The following is a 20,486-nucleotide window of genomic DNA, read 5'->3' as shown; positions in this document are numbered from 1 at the left end:
ATCCAGCATGCGCTGGGTGACAGCTACATCATTGCGCTCAACCTGCTGCCGGCCTCGCCGCAGTGGCTGGCCGACCTGAAAGCCTACCCCATGTTCCTGGGTCTGGACTTGCGCGGTGGCGTGCACTTCCTGCTGCAGGTGGACATGCAGGCTGCCATCGACAAAACCATGGAACGCTATGCCGGCGACATCCGCCGCGAGCTGAAGAACAAGCAGGTGCGCTATGGCAGCATCAAGCGCAATGGCAATGTGCTGGAAGTGCAGCTGCGTGATGCCGACACCCTGAAAGCCGCGCAGAACGTGGTCAGCCGCACCCTGCCCACCCTGGTGGTGAGCAGTGACGATGCCAATTACAAGCTGACCGCCACGCTGAAGCCGGAAGAAGTCACCAAGATCCAGAGCGATGCGGTGAAGCAGAACATCTCCACCCTGCACAACCGGGTGAACGAGCTGGGCACCTCCGAACCCATCATCCAGCAGGCCGGCCCCAACCGCATCGTGGTGGAACTGCCGGGTATCCAGGATACTGCCCGCGCCAAGGACATCATCGGCCGCACTGCCACGCTGGAAGTGCGCATGGTGGAAGACGACCAGGGCAAGGTCAGCGATGCGCTGGCCGGCAATATTCCGGCTGGCTACGACCTGCTGGACGAAGCCACCTCGCATGGCGACAGCAAGATCCTGGTGAAGAAGGACGTGGAGCTGACCGGCGACAACATCAACGACGCGCAAGCCGGCTTTGATGAAAACGGCGCCCCCGCAGTACACATCAATCTGGACTCCACCGGCGCTTCCATCTTCCGTCAGGTGACGGCGGAAAACATCGGCAAGCGCATGGCGATGATCCTGGTGGAAAAAGGCCGTGCCGAAGTGGTGACGGCTCCGGTCATCCGCTCGGAAATCGGTGGTGGCCGCGTGCAAATCTCCGGCAGCATGAACCCGGCCGAAGCCAATGACACTGCCCTGTTGCTGCGTGCCGGTTCGCTGGCTGCGCCGATGAACATCATCGAAGAGCGTACCGTCGGCCCAAGCCTGGGCAAGGAAAACATCGAGAAGGGCTTCCACTCCACCCTGTGGGGCTTTGCTGCCATCGCGGTGTTCATGGTGATCTACTACGGCGTGTTTGGCGTGTTCTCTGCCATCTCGCTGGCGGTCAACGTGTTCCTGCTGCTGGCCATCCTGTCCATCCTGCAGGCCACGCTCACCCTGCCCGGCATTGCCGCCATTGCGCTGGCGCTGGGCATGGCGATTGATGCCAACGTGCTGATCAACGAGCGTATCCGTGAAGAGCTGCGCAACGGCGTACCGCCGCACTCGGCCATCCAGGCCGGTTATGGCCATGCCTGGGCGACGATTCTGGACTCCAACGTCACCACCCTGATTGCCGGTCTGGCCCTGCTGATTTTCGGCTCCGGCCCGGTGCGCGGCTTTGCCGTGGTGCACTGCATCGGCATCATGACCTCGATGTTCTCGGCAGTGCTGGTTTCGCGCGGCCTGGTGAACCTGTGGTACGGCCGCCGTCGCAAACTGACCTCGCTGGCCATTGGCCAGGTGTGGAAACCTGAGAAATAAGGACAGGACAGATCATGGAGCTTTTCCGCATCAAACGGGACATCCCGTTCATGAGCTACGGCAGGCTGACCACGGCGATTTCGCTGGTCACCTTCATTCTGGCCGTGTTCTTCCTGGCCACCCGCGGCCTTAACTACAGCGTTGAGTTCACCGGCGGTACCGTGCTGGAAGTGCAGTACCAGCAGTCGGCCGACCTGAACCTGATCCGCGACACCGTGGACAGCCTCAAGCTGGGCGAAGCCACCGTGCAAAGCCTGGGCAGCAGCAGCGATGTGATGATTCGCCTGCCGAACAAGCCGGGCACCACCTCGGCCCAGCTGTCGGACAAGGTGATGAACCTGCTCAAGGCCAAGGACAGCACCGTGCAACTGCGCAAGGTCGATTTTGTCGGCCCCAGCGTGGGTGAGGAACTGGTGAGCCACGGCCTGACTGCCGCCATTCTGGTGTGCCTGGGCATCATGGCCTATCTGGCCATGCGCTTTGAATGGCGCTTCGCCGTGTCGGCCATCATCGCCAACATGCACGACGTGGTGATCATCCTCGGCTGCTTTGCCTTCTTCCGCTGGGAATTCTCGCTGACCGTACTGGCCGGCGTGCTGGCGGTGCTGGGCTACTCGGTGAACGAATCGGTAGTGGTGTTCGACCGTATCCGCGAGAACTTCCGCAAGCCGGGCCTGCGTGGCAAGAGCACCGCCAGCATCATCGACAATGCCATTACCGCCACCATGAGCCGTACCATCATCACCCACTTCTCCACCGAGATGATGGTGGTGTCCATGCTGGTATTCGGCGGCCCGGCGCTGCACGGCTTTGCCATGGCGCTGACCATCGGCATCATCTTCGGCATTTACTCTTCGGTACTGGTGGCCAGCCCGATCGCACTGTGGCTGGGTGTCAGCCGCGAGCACATGATCAAGCCGACCAAACCAAAAGAAGAAGCCGTGGTCTGAACCAGGGCAGCTCCCTATGCAGCACACACTGGCCGGCTTGTCCGGCCGGTTTTTTATCCACCATAGCCAACCACCACGGTGACTCATGGAAGCCATCACATTCCTGCTCGACTTCATCCTGCACATCGATGTCCACCTGACCCAGCTGGTCGCCCAGTATGGTGTGTGGATCTACGCCATCCTGTTTCTCATCATCTTCTGCGAAACCGGGCTGGTGGTAACGCCCTTCCTGCCGGGCGACTCGCTGCTGTTCGTTGCGGGTGCGCTGGCGGCCATGGGCAAAATGGATGCGCACATGCTGGTGCTGCTGCTGACCGTGGCCGCCGTGCTGGGCAATAGCGTCAACTACACCATCGGCCGCTATCTGGGCGCGGCCCTGCTGCGGCGCTTTCCCCGGCTGATCAAGCCGGAATACCTGGCCAAGACCCATGCCTTCTACGACAGGCACGGTGGCAAAACCATCATCTTCACCCGCTTCGTGCCCATCATCCGTACCTTTGCCCCGTTTGTGGCCGGCATCGGCAGCATGGGTTATCGCCAGTTCACCGTGTATAACGTGACCGGTGCCGTGCTGTGGGTGGCGGGTTTCTGTTATGCCGGTTATTTTTTCGGCAATCTGCCCTTCGTGCGCAAGAATCTGGAACTGCTGATCTTCGGCATCATTTTCGTGTCCTTCCTGCCGGCCATCATCGAGTTCTGGCGGCACAAGCGCGCGGCGCAGCGCCAGTAAGCCTTTGCCGCTCCCGCCCGCAGCGGCGGGAGCATCGCCCTACCCTTCTTGCCCGTCCGGCATTATCATCCTTGGCCTATGAAACGCATTCACAAGCTTCCTGACCACCTGGTCAATCAGATTGCTGCTGGCGAGGTGGTGGAACGCCCCGCCTCCGCCCTCAAGGAAATGCTGGAAAACAGCCTGGACGCCGGCGCCAGCAAGATCACGGTTGATCTGGCCCAGGGCGGCATCAAGCTGATCCGCGTCACCGACAACGGCAGCGGCATCACCGCCGATGACCTGCCGCTGGCGCTGGACCGTCACGCCACCAGCAAGATCGCTTCGCTGGATGATCTGGAACAGGTGGGCACGCTGGGTTTTCGCGGCGAGGGGCTGGCCAGCGTGGCCTCGGTCTCGCGCCTCACCCTGACCAGCCGCCCGGCGGACAGTGCTCACGCCCACCAGATCATCGCCATCGATGGCGCCCTGCATCCGGCGGAACCGGCCGCGCATGCCCCCGGCACCAGCGTGGAAGTGGTGGACCTGTACTTCAACACCCCGGCGCGGCGCAAATTCCTCAAGAGCGAAAACACCGAATACGCCCATTGCGAAGCCACCTTCGAACGCATTGCGCTGGCACACCCGCAAGTGGAGTTTCTGCTGCGCCACAATGGCAAGGTGATCTGGCGCTTGCCGGTGCAAGATCTGGCCGAGCGGGTGGCTGCACTGCTGGGCAAGGACTTCATCAGCGAAGCCATTGCGGTGGAGACCTCTGCCGGCAGCATGACGCTGAGCGGTTTTGTCGGCTCGCCCACTTATTCCAAAGCCAGCCGCGACGCCCAGTATTTCTATGTCAATGGCCGCTTCGTGCGCGACAAGACCGCCCAGCATGCGCTGCGTCAGGCTTACCGCGATGTGCTGCATCACGACCGCCACCCGGTGTATGCGCTGTTCCTGTCGATGGACCCGGCCGGGGTGGATGTGAATGTGCACCCGACCAAGATCGAGGTGCGCTTTCGCGAAAGCCAGGCCATCCACCAGTTTTTGTTCCACAGCATCAACAAGGCGCTCGCCGCCACCACCGCCGGCAGCAGCAGCCCGGTACCGGCGCAGGGCGACATCAACACCAGCGCCAATACCGCAGCACCACAAGCGGCGCTATTCCCGCCGCGTACTCCCGTGCCGGGCAGCGCATCGGGCAGTAGCGGCCATACCCCGGTCCGCCCCTTCAGCTATCAGCAGCAGAGCATTCCGCTGCATGTGGCACGCGAGGCACTCGGCAGCTACGACAAGATGTTCTCCGGCCTGCGGGAAGAAGAACAGCGCAGTACGCCGCCAGCCAGCGCGCCAGCGCTCGACAGCCTGCCGCCCATGCTGTCGCCGGCCCAGCTGCAGGCGCTGCCACAGGCCAGCGAGGGCATTCCGCCACTGGGCTTTGCCCTGGCCCAGTTGCACGGCGTGTATATCCTCAGCCAGTGCGAGGACGGGCTGATCGTGGTGGACATGCATGCGGCGCACGAGCGTATTGTCTACGAACGGCTGAAAAATGCGCTGGAAGCCGACACCATTCCCATGCAGCCCTTGCTGCTGCCAGTGTCCTTTGCCGCCGACCGCATGGAAGTGGCCACCGTGCACGAGCATGGCGAGCAGCTGAAACAGCTGGGCGTGGAACTGGCCCCGCTGTCCCCCACCCAGATCGCCGTGCGCGGCATTCCGGTGTGGCTGCAGGATGGCAATCCGGTAGAGCTGGCGCGTGCCGTGCTGAAAGACGTGCGTGAATTCGGCCTCAGCCAGGTGCTGACCGAACGCCGCAACGAACTGCTGGCCACCATGGCCTGCCACGGTGCGGTGCGCGCCAATCGCCAGCTGACGCTGACCGAAATGAATGCCCTGCTGCGCGACATGGAAAACACCGAACGCTCCAACCAGTGCAATCACGGCCGCCCCACCTGGTCGCGACTGGGCATGAAAGACCTCGACAATCTGTTCATGCGCGGGCGCTGAACCCTCTTTTATCCGAAACAGACGTATGGCCAAACTGTTTTTCCGCTACGCCGCCATGAACAGCGGCAAGAGCACCCAATTGCTGCAAATTGCCAATAACTACGAAACCATGGGCAAGGCGGTGGCGCTGTATACCGCTGCCATCGACGACCGCTTTGGCGTGGGCATGATTTCCTCGCGGCTGGGCATCCAGCGCCAGGCGCACACCTTTGGCGGCGACACCGATTTCCTGGCTGTTGAGCTGGCCGGCATCAGCTGCATCCTGCTGGATGAAGCCCAGTTCCTGACACCGGAGCAGGTCTGCCAGCTCCACCGGCTGGCGCACACCCGCAATATCCCGGTGATCTGCTTCGGCCTGCGCGTGGACTTTCAGGGCCACCCCTTCCCCGGCGCCACCTGGCTCTTGACCCGCGCCGAGGAGATCGAAGAAATCAAGACCATCTGCGCCTGCGGCAAAAAAGCCACCATGCATATCCGCATCAATGCTGATGGCAGCCGGGTGATCGAGGGCCCGCAAGTGGAGATTGGTGGCGAAGCACGCTATCGCGCGGTGTGCGGCCGCTGTTTTCATCAGGCCGACTGAAGCCGCCCACCACCACGCCTTGGCCCGTGTGCACATCGCTGCCACACTCAAGGCCCGGCCACCCACCAAGTGACAGCCTCCATGCATACTTTTTTCTGGCACGACTATGAAACCTTTGGCGCCGTGCCGCGCCAGGATCGCCCTTCGCAGTTTGCCGGGATACGCACCGATGCCGAGTTGAACGAAATCGGCGAACCGCTGATGCTGTACTGCCAGCCGGCACCCGACTACCTGCCGGCGCCGGAAGCCTGCCTGCTCACCGGCATCACCCCGCAGCACTGTCTGGCCCATGGCGTGGCCGAGCATGAGTTCGCCGGCGTGATCGAACGCGAACTGGCCGCGCCCGGCACCATCGGCGTGGGTTACAACTCGCTGCGCTTTGACGATGAGGTCAGCCGCTTTCTGTTCTGGCGCAACCTGATCGACCCCTATGCACGCGAATGGCAGAACCAGTGCGGCCGCTGGGACATGCTGGACCTGGTACGCGCCACCTACGCGCTGCGCCCGGAGGGCATCGAATGGCCACAGCACGAGGACGGCCGCCCCAGTTTCAAGCTGGAACACCTGTCCGTTGCCAACGGCCTGCTGCACGAAGCCGCCCACGATGCGCTGTCCGATGTGCGCGCCACCATTGCGCTGGCGCGGCTGATCAAGCAAAAGCAGCCCAAGCTCTTCGACTTTTACCTCACCCTGCACAAGAAAGACGCGGTCAAGGCCCAGCTGAACCTGCATCGCCCGCAGCCGCTGCTGCATGTGTCCGGCATGTATGGTGTGGAACGCGGCAATATGGCCATCGTCTGGCCGCTGGACCAGCACCCGACCAACGGCAATGAAGTCATCGTGTGGGACCTGGCCTTCGACCCGGCCATGCTGCGCGGCCTGAGCGCCGACACCATCCGCCAGCGCATCTACACCCGCACGGAAGAGCTGCCGGAAGGTGTCACGCGGCTGCCGCTCAAAACCATCCACATCAACAAATCGCCCTTTGTGGTAGCCAATCTCAAGGTTCTGGGCGCAGATCGGGCAGCGCACTGGGGCGTGGACATGGTGCAGATACAACAGCATGCCGCCAGCGCCGCCACCCTGCCCGACCTCACGCCCATCTGGCGCCAGGTCTACCGCCGCGAAGCCGGCGAGCCGCGTGATGTGGACGAAAACCTGTATGGCGGCTTTGTCAGCAATAACGACCGCAAGGTGCTGAACAAGCTACGCTTGAAATCCGCCGCGCAGCTGACTGGTGAGATGGCCTTTTTTGAAGATCCCCAGCTGGGTGAGCTGCTGTTCCGCTACCGCGCACGCAACTTCCCATCCAGCCTGTCCGGCGAAGAAAGCCAACGCTGGCAAGCCTGGTGCCGGCACAAGCTGCAGGACGGCGTGGGTGGACGCAGCCTGGCGCAGTTCCAGCAGGAAATGGCTGCGGTGCGCGCACGCGAGCTGACACCGGCCCAGCAGGACATCCTGCAACAGCTGGACCGCTATGCCACCAGCCTGCTGGCGCCACAGCCGTAAAAGCGGTTCCGGGGCGGATGCAGCTGTGCGACAATCCCGCCCCAGACCCAGCCAGTGCAAAGACCACACCATGTCACACACACCCGACGCCATTCTGTTGATGGGCCCCACCGCTTCCGGCAAGACCGGCCTCGCGCTGGCGCTGGCCCACCATTTCCCGGTGGAAATCATCAGCGTGGATTCGGCCCTGGTGTATCGCGGCATGGATATCGGCAGCGCCAAACCCACGCCTGAGGAAATGGCCGCCTGCCCGCACCACCTGATCGACATCATCAGCCCGCTGGAGACGTATTCCGCCGCCCAGTTTCATGCCGATGCCAACCGCTTGATCACGGAAATCCGTGCGCGCGGCAATATGCCGCTGCTGGTGGGCGGCACCATGCTGTATTACAAGGCGCTGCTGGAAGGCCTGTCCGAGCTGCCGCAGGCAAACCCGGCCCTGCGCGCCGAACTGGATGCCGAAGCCACACGCATCGGCTGGCCCGCCATGCACGCGCGGCTGGCCGTGCTGGACCCGGACACCGCCGCCCGCCTCAATCCCAACGACGCCCAGCGCATTCACCGCGCACTGGAAATCTGCCTCGTCAGCGGCCAGACCATGTCCAGCCTGATTGCCCGTGGCAAGGAAGCCGCCGCCGACTTTAACTGCCTGCCGCTGGCCCTGGTGCCGGAACAGCGCAGCTGGCTGCACCAGCGCATTGCCCAGCGCTTCGACCTGATGCTGCAGCAGGATTTTCTCGGCGAAGTACGCCGCCTGCGCCAGGACTATCCGGCCCTCACGCCTGATTTGCCCTCGATGCGCTGCGTCGGCTACCGCCAGGCCTGGGACTATCTGGACGGGCTATGCAACGAGGCCGAATTCATCGAACGCGGCGTGGCCGCCACCCGCCAGCTGTGCAAGCGCCAGCTGACCTGGATGCGCAGCCTGCCGGTGATTCCGGTCAGCGCCCAGCGCCCCGACCTGACCGACTGCGTGCTGCAAGCCTGCAGCGACTTCATGGCCGGTCAGCCGCCGGCAGACAGCCTGGCTTATCAGGGCAGCTTTTGAGCAAGCACCTGCCCACAAGAAAAAACCCGCCGTAGCGGGTTTTGTTTGGTCATGGTTTCGCAAATCAGCTGGCAGCCACCAGCTTGATTTCCACTTTCCAGGCTGGGTTGGCCAGCTTGGCTTCCACCGTGGCACGCGCCGGCACATTGCCCGCCGGCACCCAGGCATCCCAGGCGGCGTTCATCGCGTCGTAATCGGCCAGGCTGGCCAGGAAAATGGTCACATCCAGAATCTTGCTCTTGTCCGAACCCAGCTCGGCCAGCAGGGTGTCGATCTGTGCCAGCACATTGGCGGTCTGCGCCTGGGCATCGGCCTCGGTGTTTTCCGGCACCTGGCCAGCCAGGAAAATCATGCCATTGCAAACGGCGGCCTCGGCCAGACGTGCGCCCTGCTTGTGACGATAGATGCTCATGCTGCTTCCCTCTTGCTACGGGTGGTGGGTAAAAGCGCGATTTTACCGATAATGGCGCGCGCTGAAAGCCCGTTTTCAATAGCACAGGGGCATCAGGCGCGCTCCCGTCCGGCCTGCGCGGCGCCATTTTGTCGAAAGCGCAAAAAAACATAAAAGCAGCGTTGACATGGCAAAAAGCATGGGAATAGAATCCGCCCTATCTTATTTTTCAGGTTTACTGCCTTGGACTGCCAGAGTCGTCAACAACGTTTTCAGTTTACTCGGTAAGACACGCGTCGTATTCCTTCGCCGCCGTCCTGCCGAATAAGCAGGCCGGTGCGCTTCCAGATTTCTTGCAGCACACCCCCTAAAAAAACCAGCAGCCCGTGTTGTGCCCTGCCCTGTTTGCCCGACAAGCAGGTCAATGGTCATGGCCCAGCCCTCATTGCGGTGTTGCGCGGCCCCTTGCCGCTGCACCGGGTGATTCGGCTAGCCCTGCCATCGCGCAGCCATGGCTGTCGACGCCTCCATCAGCCAGGACAGGCCGCCGCGCTGACTGGCCGCAACCCAGACAGCAAAACCTGCACCGCGATGTCCACGCGACAGAAAGGAGCCGCCATGCCATCAGACAGTTGTCGATGTGATTGCCCTACCCTTACGCCATTTTTCTCCCCGGGAAATGCCGCCATCGCCTGAGACGAGCGCGATCAGGCAGGACCCGGAACATTCCAGGAGTCTGATCATGCATTACGCCATGCTGCTTTCTTCCAGCCAGAAGCGCGAAATCACCCTGCCGGACAACTTCAAGTTGTACCAGGAAGACGAAAGCCTGTGGGCCTGCCTCGCCGGCAAGCTGCAGGCACTGAAACTGAAGTTTTTTCACTGAAACTGCCCTGTTTGCGGCACAGAAAGGATAAATATGGACCCCTACCCCAGTAGCGCGGTCGTACTGAGCGGCAAGGCGCCGCCAGGCCGGATGAGGACTCACTAGACAGCGCTCCTCTTCCTCCTGTCCGCCTCCCTTCCTTCAGTGCGACCTCCCCGCACGCCGGCCTTCCCGGCCACATTCATTGATCTTGCAGCGACTGCCCTGTTTCAGGATGCCTAGATATCTTCTCTTGTCCACGCACAAGAAAACACATCCATGCACCCAGAACTGCCGGCTTCTGCTGCCAAATGCTTGCAAAAAGCATAGTCAGGGAGTATTGCATGTCCAAACAGGATAACCGCACCGCCGTACTGGATAGCGCCCACATCGGTGACATCCGCGGCGCACTGGGCACCATCCGTCACAATGACACCGAGGCCCGCCATGGCTGGATGGCCAAATTCAAGACCCTGCTGGCCATTCTCGGCCCCGGCCTCATCGTGATGGTGGGGGACAACGACGCGGGTGCCTTCAGCACCTATGCCCAGGCCGGACAAAACTACGGTACCAGCTTGCTGTGGACGCTGGCGCTGCTGATCCCGGTGCTGTACGTGAATCAGGAAATGGTGCTGCGCCTGGGGGCTGTCACCGGCGTGGGCCATGCCCGGCTGATCCTCGAACGCTTTGGCAAGTTCTGGGGTGCGTTCAGCGCCATCGACCTGTTCCTGCTCAATGCGCTGACCATCGTCACCGAATTCATCGGCATCAGCCTGGGCATGGATTTTCTGGGCGTACCCAAAATCGTCGGCGTGGGCCTGGCTGCGGTATTCATCATGCTGTCGGCCAGTACCGGCGACTTTCGCCGCTTCGAGCGCTTTTCGCTGATTCTGGTGGCCGGCAGCCTGCTGCTGCTTCCCATTCTGGTGATGGTGCACCCGCCGATGACCCAGGTAGCGCATGACTTTCTGCTGCCGCAAATGCCGGCAGGCGGCAAGCTGGCCGACGTGATGCTGCTGATCATCGGCATTGTCGGCACCACCGTGGCGCCGTGGCAGCTGTTCTTCCAGCAAAGCTATCTGATCGACAAGCGCATTACCCCGCGTTTCATCTCCTATGAGCGGGCCGATCTGTGGCTGGGCATTGCGCTGGTGGTGATTGGTGCGGTGGCCATGATTGCCTTCACCGCCAAGGTGTTCATGGGTCATCCGGAGTTCGGCAACTTCCAGGATGCCGGTGCGGTGGCCAGCGGTCTGGCCAAATACTACGGTCGCCTGCCCGGCACGCTGTTCGCCGTCGCCCTGATTGACGCCAGCATCATCGGTGCCATGGCGGTATCGCTGTCCACCGCTTATGCGCTGGGCGATGTACTGAGCCTGAAACACTCGCTGCACCGCAAGCCGGGTGACGCCAAGGGCTTCTATGCCATGTATTGCGGGCTGATCGTGCTGGCGGCGGCACTGGTGCTGATTCCGGGGGTGCCGCTCGGCCTGCTGACCAATGCCGTGCAAACCCTGGCCGGCGTGCTGTTGCCCAGCGCCACCGTCTTCCTGCTGTTGCTGTGCAATGACAAGGATGTACTGGGCCCGTGGGTGAACGGTCGCTTCTTCAATGTGCTGTCGGCCATCATCGTGGCGGTACTGGTGCTGCTGTCCATCATCCTGACTGCGGCGGTGGTCTTCCCCGACATGTCAGGCGAAACCATCAGCAATATCCTGATTGGCGGCAGCGTGATCGGCATGATCATCGCCATCGTGGTGAACGTGATGCATGCCCGTGAAGAAATGGAAAAGGGCCAGGTTCCGCAGCACAAGGCGCGCAAAGTCGATCTGCATCACCTGCATACCTGGCGCATGCCGGCACTGGAGAAGTTGCCACCGCTGGTGCTGTCACAGCGCAACAAGCTGTGGATGGCCGTGCTGCGCGGCTATCTGCTGGTGGCCATGGGCATGGTGATCTACAAGGTCGTCGCCTCCATGCTGTAACACACGGGCAGGACGCCAGGGTCCTGCCCTCCCGCATGACAGCTGGCGGTTTCGTCAGATTGCAATCGCCAGCTGTTACACATACGCCTGCACCAGACCATCACAACAGGAGGGCTGCATGCACTTCGATTTTGCTGTTTTTACCCACTCCTTCATCGCCCTGGTGACGGCTTTCCTGCTGGGCTCGGCCATCGGTTACGAACGCCAGGTGCGCCAGCGTACCGCCGGCCTGCGTACCAATGCCCTGGTCGCCGTGGGTGCGGCCGCCTTTGTTGATCTGGCCATGCGCCTGGGCGGCAATGACGGTGCCACCCATGTGGTGGCCTATGTGGTGTCCGGCGTGGGTTTTCTCGGTGCCGGCACCATCATGAAAGAAGGGCTGAATGTACGCGGCCTGAATACCGCCGCCACCTTGTGGGGCTCGGCGGCGGCCGGTGCCTGCGCCGGAGCCGGCCTGCTGGATGCGGCACTGCTGGACGCCGTGTTCGTACTGGCCGCCAACACCCTGCTGCGGCCGGTGGTCAACTCGATCAACCGCACCCCGCTGGACGATGAGCACAGCGAAGTCACCTACCAGCTATGCGTGATCAGCGAGGACGAACAGCAGAAACTGGCCTTCACCCTGATCGACCAGTTGCTGGAACAGGCGCAGTACCCGCTGGGCGACATGAATGTCGAGCCGTTTGGGGATGATGATGTGGAAATCACCGCCACCCTGTTGTCGACATCGGCCGATTCGGCCGTGCTGGAGCGGATTGCCAGCCAGCTGGCGGCCAAGCCCTATATCAAGCAGGCTTACTGGAACCAGAGCATTACCGAGTAATACGGTCCTGCCCATGAAAAATCCCGCCGGCGGCGGGATTTTCTGGGTGCGGCAGGGGTATTTCTCAGGCCACGGCCGTCATGCGCAGACTCTGGGCAAACCGCTCCAGAGCGGCAATGCCGGACTGTTCGGCGCGCACGCACCAGTCCTGCAGCTCATGCAGCAATTGCTCGCGACTGAGCGAGGATCGCTCCCACAAGCGGCACAGCTCCTGGCGCATGGTGTAGACGGTGTGCAAGGTTTCGCTGTGCTGCAGCACCGCTGCCAGCTGTGCCTTGTCGCCAGACGGCGTGTCCTTGGCATCCTGCTTCAGCCATACCTTCATCTTGCGCGTCATGTCATCCATGTCCGGCAGGCTGATCTTTTCCAGCTCGCTGCGATACACCTCTTTCAGCTCGCGGGCATAGCGCGAGGCAATGGCATAGCGGTTGGCGATGATGGCCTGCAGATGTTCCAGATCCAGCTGCGTCCGGCTGGCATCCTGCGCCAGGCGCGGCGCTACCCGGCGCACCTTGGCCAGATGGCAGATTTCCAGCATGCGGATATACATCCAGCCGATGTCAAACTCGTACCACTTGTAAGACAGCTTGGCCGAGGTGCCGAAGGTGTGGTGGTTGTTATGCAGCTCTTCGCCACCCACAATGATGCCCCAGGGAATCAGGTTGGTAGAGGCATCTTCGTTTTCGAAGTTGCGATAGCCCCACCAGTGCCCCAGGCCATTGATGACGCCGGCGGCCCAGAAGGGAATCCACAGCATCTGCACCGCCCAGATCGACAGACCAGCCGGGCCGAACAGCAACAGGTCGATGCCCAGCATCAGGAAGATGCCCTTGCCAAAATGTGGCGCATACAGCTTGCGCTCCAGCCAGTCGTCCGGCGTGCCATGACCAAACTTGTCCATGATTGACTGGTCCTTGCAGGCGGCACGGTACAGCTCCACCCCCTCCCACAGCACTTTCTTGATACCGAGGATCTGCGGGCTGTGCGGGTCTTCTGCGGATTCGCACTTGGCGTGATGCTTGCGGTGGATGGCCGCCCACTGTTTGGTGACCATGCCGGTGGTCAGCCACAGCCAGAAGCGGAAAAAGTGGCTGGCAAGCGGATGCAGGTCCAGCGCGCGGTGCGCCTGATGGCGATGCAGGAAGATGGTGACCGACACGATGGTGATATGCGTCAGGATCAGTGCAGCAACGATATAACCCCACCACGGGAGATCAAGCAAACCGTTAAGCCAATGCATGAGGGCCGGCAACCTTGTAATTTGGACAATCCTCCATTTTAACCAATTGATCCGGCAGTGTCAGACTGTTTTCTACGGTTCGACTTGTGGCGCGCTTGGTGTACCATAGGGCCTTATTCCACACACCCTTCAGAAAAACGCTTGTGTTGCCAAAACGACGTCTGATTATTGCGGGAGCCACCCTGGGTGGCCTGTTGGTGTTCAATGGGGCCGCCGCCTTCTGGGCTGGCATGAAAGCCGAGGACACGCTGGAGGAACAGCACAAGATGCTGGCCAGCCTGCCGCTATTCAAGGTGAAGTCGCACAGCTATGACCGTGGCTGGTTCTCCTCCACCGAAACCACCGAGCTGGAGTTCAACCGCCGCCTGTCCGGGCCGTATGAAAACATGCTGCCGGACAACTTCAAGCCGCTGCTGAACTCCACCATCAAGTTCACCAACCACATCAAGCATGGCCCCTTCCCCGGCCTGTCCAGCCTGGACTTCCGTCCTGCGCGCGCGCTGGTCACCACGGAATTTGCCATGAGCGATGCCACCCGCAAGACGCTCAAGACCTTTTTTGGCGACAAGGACCCGATTACCGTCACCAACCGGCTGGGCTTTGGCGGTGGCGGCGAGCTGCATGTCGACGTTCCGTCCTTCGATTACGAAGAGGCGCTGTCCGGCGTCAAGATGAAATGGAAAGGCTTTGACCTGAAGCTGGACTACGCCTCCGGCTACAAGGAATACAAGACCGAAGCCAATTCGCCGGGCTTCCTGCTGGAAGCCTCCAGCAAGGGCAGCGTGGCGTTTGATGGTGTGCGCTATGTATCCGACATCCGCCCTGGTGCCACCGGCATCAAGCTGGGCACCAGCGAACTGACCGTGGGCAATGTGCAGCTCAACTGGAAGGACAGCGTTCCTTACAGCATCAAGCTGAACGAACTGGTTTACCTGATGACGCGCATGCGCGTGGGTGAATTCATCAACCCGTCCGGCGAATTCAAGCCGTCGGCGGTATCGCTGAAGAATTTCCGCTACCAGATCGTCAGCAGCGAACAGGATGAATTCATCAATACCCGCGGCAAGCTGGATTTTGCCGAATTCAACTACAACGACCAGCATTACGGCCCGCTGCGGCTGGATGTGTCGGCCAATCACCTGCACGGCCCCACCCTGCTCAAGCTGGATCAGGCCATCAGCCAGATTCCGTTCGAAGGCGTGGACCCGGCGGTATTGCGCAAGCAGTACATCGACACCATCAAGCACACCGGCATTCCGCTGCTCACCAATAATCCGAAACTGGTGATCAACGACTTCTATCTGAAGATGCCCAGTGGTGAAACCACGCTGCAAGGCAGCCTGGGGCTGAATGGCCTGCAGGAAGCCGACCTCAACAACTCCACCGCCTTCCTCAAGCGCTTTGAAGTGGAAGCCAAGCTCAGCCTGCCGCGCAAGACGCTGGAAAACCTGGTGGTGGCGCAGGCGCGCACCCTGTTCATGGTGGACCAGAGCGCCGAAGTGCAGCCGAACATGAGCGAAGTGGAAGACCTGGCGCGCAGCCTGCTGGACAGCCAGCTGACGCAGTGGAAGGACGAAAAGTTCATCAACGAGGACAAGGGGCAGATTTCCACCCAGCTCAACTACAAGGGTGGCAACCTGTCCATCAACAACAAGAAAGTGGGCCTGCCGTGGGAAGAGCAGGAAGACCCGGCACCGACTGCCTCGGCCCCTGCAGCCAAGGCCGCCAGCGCCGCCAAATAGGCGGATGGCAGACATGACAAAGGGGGCTGCTGCCCCCTTTTTTCATTGCTGAGCAGACCGCGCCGCGGAGGCGCCTGCCACGACAGGCCGAATCAGGCGGCCGCCCGCGCCGGATGGCTGGCAGCCAGCTGCTGCAGGGTTTCCTTGCGCAGCTGATTGGCACAGCAGGCACACTTGCCACATTCGGCAGCCACGCCCAGCTCTGCCCGCAGGTCGCACATGCGCGTGGCACCGTCTTCTACTGCCTGACGGATCTGGCTGTCGGTTACCGCATTGCACAAGCAGACATACATGGCTCAAACCCTGAATGAGAATAATTCTCTGTATGGTATTTTCAAATAATAACGATTGTCAATTACATTAGGAGCAGGCACATGCAATGGAAGCCAAATACCACAGTGGCCACCATCGTGGAACAGGATGGTCGTTATCTGCTGGTGGAAGAAGAAACCGAATACGGCCTGCGCTTCAACCAGCCGGCCGGCCATCTGGAACATGGCGAAAGCCTGTTTGCCGCAGCCATCCGCGAAACCCGCGAAGAAACCGGCTGGGAGGTGGAATTGCAACACCTGGTCGGCATTTACATGGTGGACAAGCCGGACAGTGACATCACCTGGTTGCGCTTTGCCTTTGCCGCCCGCGCCATTCGCCATCATCCGGCAGAAAAACTCGACACAGGCATTGTCAGCGCGCATTGGCTTACCTACGATGAGATCGCCGCCTGCGCATTGCAACACCGCAGCCCGGTGGTCATGCACTGTCTGGATGACTACCGGCTCGGTAAACGTTTCGACCTGGACCTGATCCACCATCAACCCTGAAACTGGCGGCAAGAGAGGAAACCTTGCCTCGACTTTGCCTGTTACTGCGCCACTGCCTGTGGCTGGCCATGCTGCTGGCGACCGGGACGCTACATGCGGAGCCCTTGCAGCTCTGTTATGATTACGGCTGCGCCAAACAGCTGGAAATGGAAATTTCCGGCGAGGCCCGCGACTGGCTGGCCGGACTGTTTGACGACCTGCATGACGCCACCATCGAACGCAGCCAGATCCAGCACGCAGTGCAGGCCCTGTATCTGCTGGCCGCCCAGGACAGCCCGCTATGGCACGACAAGGGGGGCGACCGCTTCGACAACGATGCCGATGGCCGCATGGACTGCATCGACCACAGCCATAACGACTCGGCCTTTCTGCACTATCTGGCGGCACAGGGCTGGCTGCATTATCACCGGGTCGACGACATCGTGCGCCGCACCCGCTATCTGGTGGCACAACATTTTGCCAGCCATATCACCGAGCAGGACACCGGCCAGGAATGGGTGGTGGACAGCTGGTTCAATTCATTCGGGGAACCACCCGTGGTGGTGCCCCTGGCTCTCTGGAAAGAAGGATTTTCCCCGTGACGGGTAAGAAACGTATTGTCGTCGGCATGTCCGGCGGTGTGGATTCGTCGGTAACCGCCTGGCTGCTCAAGCAACAGGGCCATGAAGTCATCGGCGTGTTCATGCAGAACTGGGAAGACGACAACGACGACGAATACTGCTCCATCAAGCAGGATGCGCTGGATGCCATGAGCGTGGCCGACATCGTCGGCATCGACATGGAAATCGTCAATTTCGCCAAGGAATACAAGGACCGGGTGTTCTCCTACTTCCTCAAGGAATACTCGGCCGGCCGCACGCCCAATCCGGACGTGCTGTGCAATGCCGAAATCAAGTTCAAGGCTTTTCTGGACTACGCGCTGGAACTGGGTGCCGACTGCATCGCCACCGGTCATTACGCCCGCAAGATGGAAAAGGACGGCCTGCACTACCTGATGAAGGCGGTGGACCACACCAAGGACCAGAGCTACTTCCTGTACCGCCTGCAGCAACACCAGCTGGCCAAAGCCATGTTCCCGCTGGGCGACATCCGCAAGACCGAAGTACGCAAGCTGGCCGAGGAAGCCGGGCTGCCTACCGCCGCCAAGAAGGACTCCACCGGCATCTGCTTTATCGGCGAACGCCCCTTCCGTGAGTTCCTGCAACGCTATCTGCCCACCCAGCCCGGCCAGATGATCTTGCCGGATGGCAAGGTGGTGGGCGAGCACATGGGCCTGATGTACTACACCCTCGGCCAGCGCAAGGGCCTGACCATCGGTGGCAGCAAGGATGGCAGTGGCGAGCCGTGGTTTGTTGCCGGCAAGGATATTCCGGGCAACAAGCTGATTGTGGTGCAGGGGCACGACCACCCGCTGCTGCTCAAGCCCACGCTGGCGATGAGCGATTTGTCGTGGACGCTGAATGGCGCGCCGGCTGCCGGCGAATACGCCGCCAAAAACCGCTACCGCATGGCCGATGCCGCCTGTTCGCTGTCGCCGGTGGTGGATGGCCAGGCCACCCTCACCTTCCGCGAAAAACAGTGGGCGGTGACGCCGGGCCAGTCGGCCGTGCTGTACGACGGGGACATCTGTCTGGGCGGCGGCATTATCCAGTAAGCAAGCCCGGCATCACCAGCTAAAAGCCATTGCCAAAATACGCAATGGCTATTTGTGTCATTGCGCATCGCTTCAATCATTGTTGAGAATCACTGATTCAATTGGCCACCACCACTCATGGTGGCGGTCCAATCATCACAATGGAGGCGATATGCTCAGAATACTCGTGGCGTTGCTTGCTGGCCTAACCAGCTCTGTTTTCGCAGGCAACGCTGGCAAGATGCAAATCTTCGCGACTGCCTTTCTGGATGTACAGGGTTTATTCCCGAATACGCTGCAATCCTGCTCAGACATTGCCCCGGCCAGCGTAGCCCCCTTGCAAGCCGCGTATGCACAATGGCAAGCAAAACACGGTGTATATCAACAGGAATTGCAGCAGATCATCCGCAAAAATCTGCTCCTTGAAGTTGGTGCGGAACAAACAGAACAGGCCATTGCCGCTTTCAGATATGCAGCAAGCCAACAAATCGCACCGATTCATTTCCCACAAAACTACCATTTCAAGGATGACTATTTCTGTACCCGTTCCTTACTCAGGGAATTTGCCGAAGGCACAGGTGATAGCGGTGGGCTCCCTTTGAAATTTGCCGACTATGTCAGGGAATGGAAGCAGCAATCGATACCGGCAAAATGATCAAGACTAGGTCTGGATAAGCCAATACGACATCTTTCTGGGCGGCGGCATTATCCAGTAAGCAAGCCCGGCATCACACCAAGCCTGCCACGCGCAGGCTTTTTCACGCCCGACTGGCGCGCAGGAACACCGAAAACAGCTCGGATTGCGAATTGATGCCCAGCTTGCTGTACAGGTGTTTCTTGTGCACGCGCACGGTTTCCACCGATATCTGCAAGCGCTGGGCAATCGCCTTGCTGGAATGACCACCCAGCATCAGCTGCGCCACCTCATTCTCGCGCAGGGTGAGGCCCTGCCCCTCCAGCCCGACCGGGGCTGCCTGCGGGGCGGCTACAGCAGGCTTGCTGGCCGCCAGTTGCTCGAAATGCAGGCGCTGGCGCATCAGGGCCAGCACCCAGGGCTGCAGCAGGCTGAGCGTGGCCATCTGCTCCGGCGCAAAACGCTGCCCCGCCCCCAGCGACAGGCACAGGGTGCTGCCCTCCTCGCCGGGCAGATTGAACTGCACCTCATCCTCCACAATGTTCAGGCGGAAATAGCGCTGGTAGTAATCGGTAAACGGAAAGCGGTCTGGCGCCACCTCATCCAGCCGCAACAGCCCGGCATGGCGGTACTCCAGGCTGGCGACATAAAACGGGTCCAGCCGGTACAGGCCCTGCAGATAATCCTGAAACAGCGTATCCACCCCGCCATCGGCCATGGCCTGCTCGGCCAGCACCGTGGGCGGGCGATCCGGGTAAAACAGCAGCACCACCCAGCTGTCAAAGGCCACGTAGTCGGCCAGCACGCCCAGCAAGGCTGGCCAGAACACCGGCTTGTCCAGCTGATCGATCAAACGCCCCACCGTGCGATGCCAGGCGATATCCTGTATTTCCAAAGCCACGACTACCCCAATCTGGTTACCCACTTGATGTAATTTTCATACGCAGGACAGCAACCGATACTGGGCCCTGTGCTGACAGCCCTCACGCTAGCACGCTTACCGACTTATCGACAGCCTGTTGCCCGTCACTGGTAGGCGCTGGCGATGTAGTCTGACAACAGTCAACCAAGGAGACAGCATGATTGTAGAACTGGCCCAGCTGCCCGGTGTCGATGGCGACATCCCGGCCAACACCGCCAGCGCCCTGGACGCCATCGCCCGTTGCGGGCCGGATACCCGCCTGCTGGTATTCCCGGAAACCTATCTCAGCGGCTTTCCCACGGCGGACAATATCGCCAGCCTGGCCCAGCCCATAGCCGGCCCGGCCATCCGCACCATCCAGCAGGCCGCCCGCGACAAGAACATCAGCATCGCCATCGGTTTTGCCGAGGCGCATGAGGGCCGCTATTACAACACCACCGCCCTGCTCACCCCGCACGGCGTGGCACTGGCCTACCGCAAAACCCATTTGTGGGCTTCCGACCACGGCATCTTCACCCCTGGCGATGCCTTGGTCAGCTGCGAATGGGAGGGTCTGCGCGTGGGCATCCTCATCTGTTACGACATCGAGTTTCCGGAAACCGCCCGCGCCCTGGCGCAGCAAGAGGTGGACCTGCTGATTGTCACCAACGGCAATATGGACCCTTACGGCCCGGTGCATCGTACCGCCATTACCGCGCGCGCCATGGAAAACCAGCTGTTCGCGGTGATGACCAACCGCTGCGGCAGTGGCGATGGCCTGCAATTTGCCGGTGAAAGCGCGGTGATCAACCCCTTCGGCCAAGTGGTAGCCAGCTGTGGCCGCGAACCGCAACAACTGCGCGTGGCACTGGACCTGGGCCAACTGGCAGCCAGCCGCCGCGATTACCGCTATCTGCACGACCGGCGCATTGCCCTGGCAGGTGAAGTCATCAACGGCGAAAACGGCCAGCGCAGCTTCCGTATCCGCCACTAGCCACGCGCTAGCAATCACCAGCAGTCAAAACAAAAGAGACAGGCTCATGACAACAAACACAAACATGAGCCGCAAAGGA

Annotated in this window: 20 protein-coding genes; 16 read left to right on the top strand and 4 right to left on the bottom strand. The window is 61.0% G+C overall.

The annotated features are described in order from the left end of the window. The 7 genes from secD to miaA form a co-directional block, all read left to right on the top strand. The coding region (gene secD, locus JHD64_RS11545) for a protein translocase subunit SecD (RefSeq protein ID WP_199053315.1) at positions 1-1,572 on the top strand (1,572 nt) is incomplete at its 5' end. A 14-nt stretch (positions 1,573-1,586) separates the two neighbouring features. Continuing rightward, positions 1,587-2,522, top strand: coding sequence for a protein translocase subunit SecF (secF, locus tag JHD64_RS11540; RefSeq protein ID WP_199053314.1), 936 nt, complete (start codon positions 1,587-1,589; stop codon positions 2,520-2,522). Positions 2,523-2,607: 85 nt separating this feature from the next. After that, positions 2,608-3,252, top strand: a complete 645-nt coding sequence (locus JHD64_RS11535) for a DedA family protein (RefSeq protein ID WP_199053313.1) — start codon at positions 2,608-2,610, stop codon at positions 3,250-3,252. A 78-nt stretch (positions 3,253-3,330) separates the two neighbouring features. Continuing rightward, positions 3,331-5,238, top strand: coding sequence for a DNA mismatch repair endonuclease MutL (gene mutL, locus JHD64_RS11530; RefSeq protein ID WP_199053312.1), 1,908 nt, complete (start codon positions 3,331-3,333; stop codon positions 5,236-5,238). Positions 5,239-5,263: 25 nt separating this feature from the next. Further along, positions 5,264-5,821, top strand: coding sequence for a thymidine kinase (locus JHD64_RS11525; protein WP_199053311.1), 558 nt, complete (start codon positions 5,264-5,266; stop codon positions 5,819-5,821). Positions 5,822-5,902: 81 nt separating this feature from the next. Next, entirely contained in the window at positions 5,903-7,330 is a 1,428-nt protein-coding gene (gene sbcB, locus JHD64_RS11520) for an exodeoxyribonuclease I (RefSeq protein ID WP_199053310.1), read from the top strand. 70 nt (positions 7,331-7,400) lie between these two features. Continuing rightward, positions 7,401-8,378 carry a tRNA (adenosine(37)-N6)-dimethylallyltransferase MiaA gene (gene miaA / locus JHD64_RS11515; RefSeq protein WP_199053309.1) on the top strand — a complete coding sequence of 326 codons (978 nt, stop codon included), beginning with the start codon at positions 7,401-7,403 and terminating at the stop codon, positions 8,376-8,378. Between the two features lie 64 nt (positions 8,379-8,442). Here the strand turns inward: miaA and JHD64_RS11510 are convergent, their stop codons facing one another. Then, the gene (locus tag JHD64_RS11510) at positions 8,443-8,790 is read right to left on the bottom strand and encodes a RidA family protein (protein ID WP_059286794.1); all 348 of its coding nucleotides are present in this window, start codon (positions 8,788-8,790) and stop codon (positions 8,443-8,445) included. A 721-nt stretch (positions 8,791-9,511) separates the two neighbouring features. Between JHD64_RS11510 and JHD64_RS11505 the strand changes: the two genes are divergently transcribed. From JHD64_RS11505 to JHD64_RS11495, 3 genes are all read left to right on the top strand, one after another. Further along, on the top strand, positions 9,512-9,655 hold the full coding sequence (locus tag JHD64_RS11505; protein WP_158527738.1) for a hypothetical protein: 144 nt from the start codon (positions 9,512-9,514) through the stop codon (positions 9,653-9,655). 323 nt (positions 9,656-9,978) lie between these two features. Then, complete coding sequence (locus tag JHD64_RS11500) at positions 9,979-11,619, top strand: NRAMP family divalent metal transporter (protein ID WP_199053308.1); 1,641 nt, start codon at positions 9,979-9,981, stop codon at positions 11,617-11,619. 118 nt (positions 11,620-11,737) lie between these two features. Then, positions 11,738-12,442, top strand: a complete 705-nt coding sequence (locus tag JHD64_RS11495; RefSeq protein WP_199053307.1) for an MgtC/SapB family protein — start codon at positions 11,738-11,740, stop codon at positions 12,440-12,442. Positions 12,443-12,506: 64 nt separating this feature from the next. Here the strand turns inward: JHD64_RS11495 and JHD64_RS11490 are convergent, their stop codons facing one another. After that, positions 12,507-13,664: a fatty acid desaturase gene (locus JHD64_RS11490; protein ID WP_233170450.1), complete on the bottom strand. Its 1,158-nt coding sequence runs from the start codon at positions 13,662-13,664 to the stop codon at positions 12,507-12,509. Positions 13,665-13,825: 161 nt separating this feature from the next. On the opposite strand from JHD64_RS11490, the gene JHD64_RS11485 reads away from it, so the two are divergent. Next, on the top strand, positions 13,826-15,424 hold the full coding sequence (locus JHD64_RS11485; protein ID WP_110313499.1) for a YdgA family protein: 1,599 nt from the start codon (positions 13,826-13,828) through the stop codon (positions 15,422-15,424). 92 nt (positions 15,425-15,516) lie between these two features. On the opposite strand, the gene JHD64_RS11480 is transcribed toward JHD64_RS11485, so the two are convergent. Continuing rightward, positions 15,517-15,717, bottom strand: a complete 201-nt coding sequence (locus JHD64_RS11480) for a (2Fe-2S)-binding protein (RefSeq protein WP_110313498.1) — start codon at positions 15,715-15,717, stop codon at positions 15,517-15,519. An 81-nt stretch (positions 15,718-15,798) separates the two neighbouring features. On the opposite strand from JHD64_RS11480, the gene JHD64_RS11475 reads away from it, so the two are divergent. The 4 genes from JHD64_RS11475 (at position 15,799) to JHD64_RS11460 (ending at position 18,533) form a co-directional block, all read left to right on the top strand. Beyond that, entirely contained in the window at positions 15,799-16,245 is a 447-nt protein-coding gene (locus JHD64_RS11475) for an NUDIX hydrolase (protein ID WP_059286799.1), read from the top strand. A 23-nt stretch (positions 16,246-16,268) separates the two neighbouring features. Continuing rightward, positions 16,269-16,826: a hypothetical protein gene (locus JHD64_RS11470; protein WP_146215978.1), complete on the top strand. Its 558-nt coding sequence runs from the start codon at positions 16,269-16,271 to the stop codon at positions 16,824-16,826. Further along, a complete protein-coding gene (gene mnmA / locus JHD64_RS11465; RefSeq protein WP_059286801.1) occupies positions 16,823-17,899 on the top strand; it encodes a tRNA 2-thiouridine(34) synthase MnmA in 1,077 nt (358 codons plus the stop codon). The genes JHD64_RS11470 and mnmA overlap by 4 nt, the downstream gene beginning before the upstream one ends. A gap of 151 nt (positions 17,900-18,050) precedes the next feature. After that, positions 18,051-18,533 carry a hypothetical protein gene (locus tag JHD64_RS11460; protein ID WP_199053305.1) on the top strand — a complete coding sequence of 161 codons (483 nt, stop codon included), beginning with the start codon at positions 18,051-18,053 and terminating at the stop codon, positions 18,531-18,533. A gap of 103 nt (positions 18,534-18,636) precedes the next feature. On the opposite strand, the gene JHD64_RS11455 is transcribed toward JHD64_RS11460, so the two are convergent. Further along, a complete protein-coding gene (locus JHD64_RS11455; protein ID WP_199053304.1) occupies positions 18,637-19,413 on the bottom strand; it encodes a helix-turn-helix transcriptional regulator in 777 nt (258 codons plus the stop codon). Positions 19,414-19,591: 178 nt separating this feature from the next. Here JHD64_RS11455 and JHD64_RS11450 point away from each other — a divergent pair, with 178 nt between their 5' ends. Next, the gene (locus JHD64_RS11450) at positions 19,592-20,407 is read left to right on the top strand and encodes a carbon-nitrogen hydrolase family protein (RefSeq protein WP_199053303.1); all 816 of its coding nucleotides are present in this window, start codon (positions 19,592-19,594) and stop codon (positions 20,405-20,407) included. Positions 20,408-20,486 lie beyond the last annotated feature (79 nt).

Source organism: Aquitalea sp. ASV15, assembly GCF_016429115.1.
GTDB classification, from domain to species: domain Bacteria; phylum Pseudomonadota; class Gammaproteobacteria; order Burkholderiales; family Chromobacteriaceae; genus Aquitalea; species Aquitalea magnusonii.
The sequence above is the reverse complement of the archived record's forward strand: the minus strand, read 5'-3'. Positions and strand labels throughout refer to the sequence as shown.

Coding starts and splice junctions, on each gene's coding strand:
- secF (WP_199053314.1), top strand. CDS start 1,587: ATGGAGCTTTTCCGCATCAAACGGGACATCCCGTTCATGAGCTACGGC.
- JHD64_RS11535 (WP_199053313.1), top strand. CDS start 2,608: ATGGAAGCCATCACATTCCTGCTCGACTTCATCCTGCACATCGATGTC.
- mutL (WP_199053312.1), top strand. CDS start 3,331: ATGAAACGCATTCACAAGCTTCCTGACCACCTGGTCAATCAGATTGCT.
- JHD64_RS11525 (WP_199053311.1), top strand. CDS start 5,264: ATGGCCAAACTGTTTTTCCGCTACGCCGCCATGAACAGCGGCAAGAGC.
- sbcB (WP_199053310.1), top strand. CDS start 5,903: ATGCATACTTTTTTCTGGCACGACTATGAAACCTTTGGCGCCGTGCCG.
- miaA (WP_199053309.1), top strand. CDS start 7,401: ATGTCACACACACCCGACGCCATTCTGTTGATGGGCCCCACCGCTTCC.
- JHD64_RS11510 (WP_059286794.1), bottom strand. CDS start 8,790: ATGAGCATCTATCGTCACAAGCAGGGCGCACGTCTGGCCGAGGCCGCC.
- JHD64_RS11505 (WP_158527738.1), top strand. CDS start 9,512: ATGCATTACGCCATGCTGCTTTCTTCCAGCCAGAAGCGCGAAATCACC.
- JHD64_RS11500 (WP_199053308.1), top strand. CDS start 9,979: ATGTCCAAACAGGATAACCGCACCGCCGTACTGGATAGCGCCCACATC.
- JHD64_RS11495 (WP_199053307.1), top strand. CDS start 11,738: ATGCACTTCGATTTTGCTGTTTTTACCCACTCCTTCATCGCCCTGGTG.
- JHD64_RS11480 (WP_110313498.1), bottom strand. CDS start 15,717: ATGTATGTCTGCTTGTGCAATGCGGTAACCGACAGCCAGATCCGTCAG.
- JHD64_RS11475 (WP_059286799.1), top strand. CDS start 15,799: ATGCAATGGAAGCCAAATACCACAGTGGCCACCATCGTGGAACAGGAT.
- JHD64_RS11460 (WP_199053305.1), top strand. CDS start 18,051: ATGCTCAGAATACTCGTGGCGTTGCTTGCTGGCCTAACCAGCTCTGTT.
- JHD64_RS11450 (WP_199053303.1), top strand. CDS start 19,592: ATGATTGTAGAACTGGCCCAGCTGCCCGGTGTCGATGGCGACATCCCG.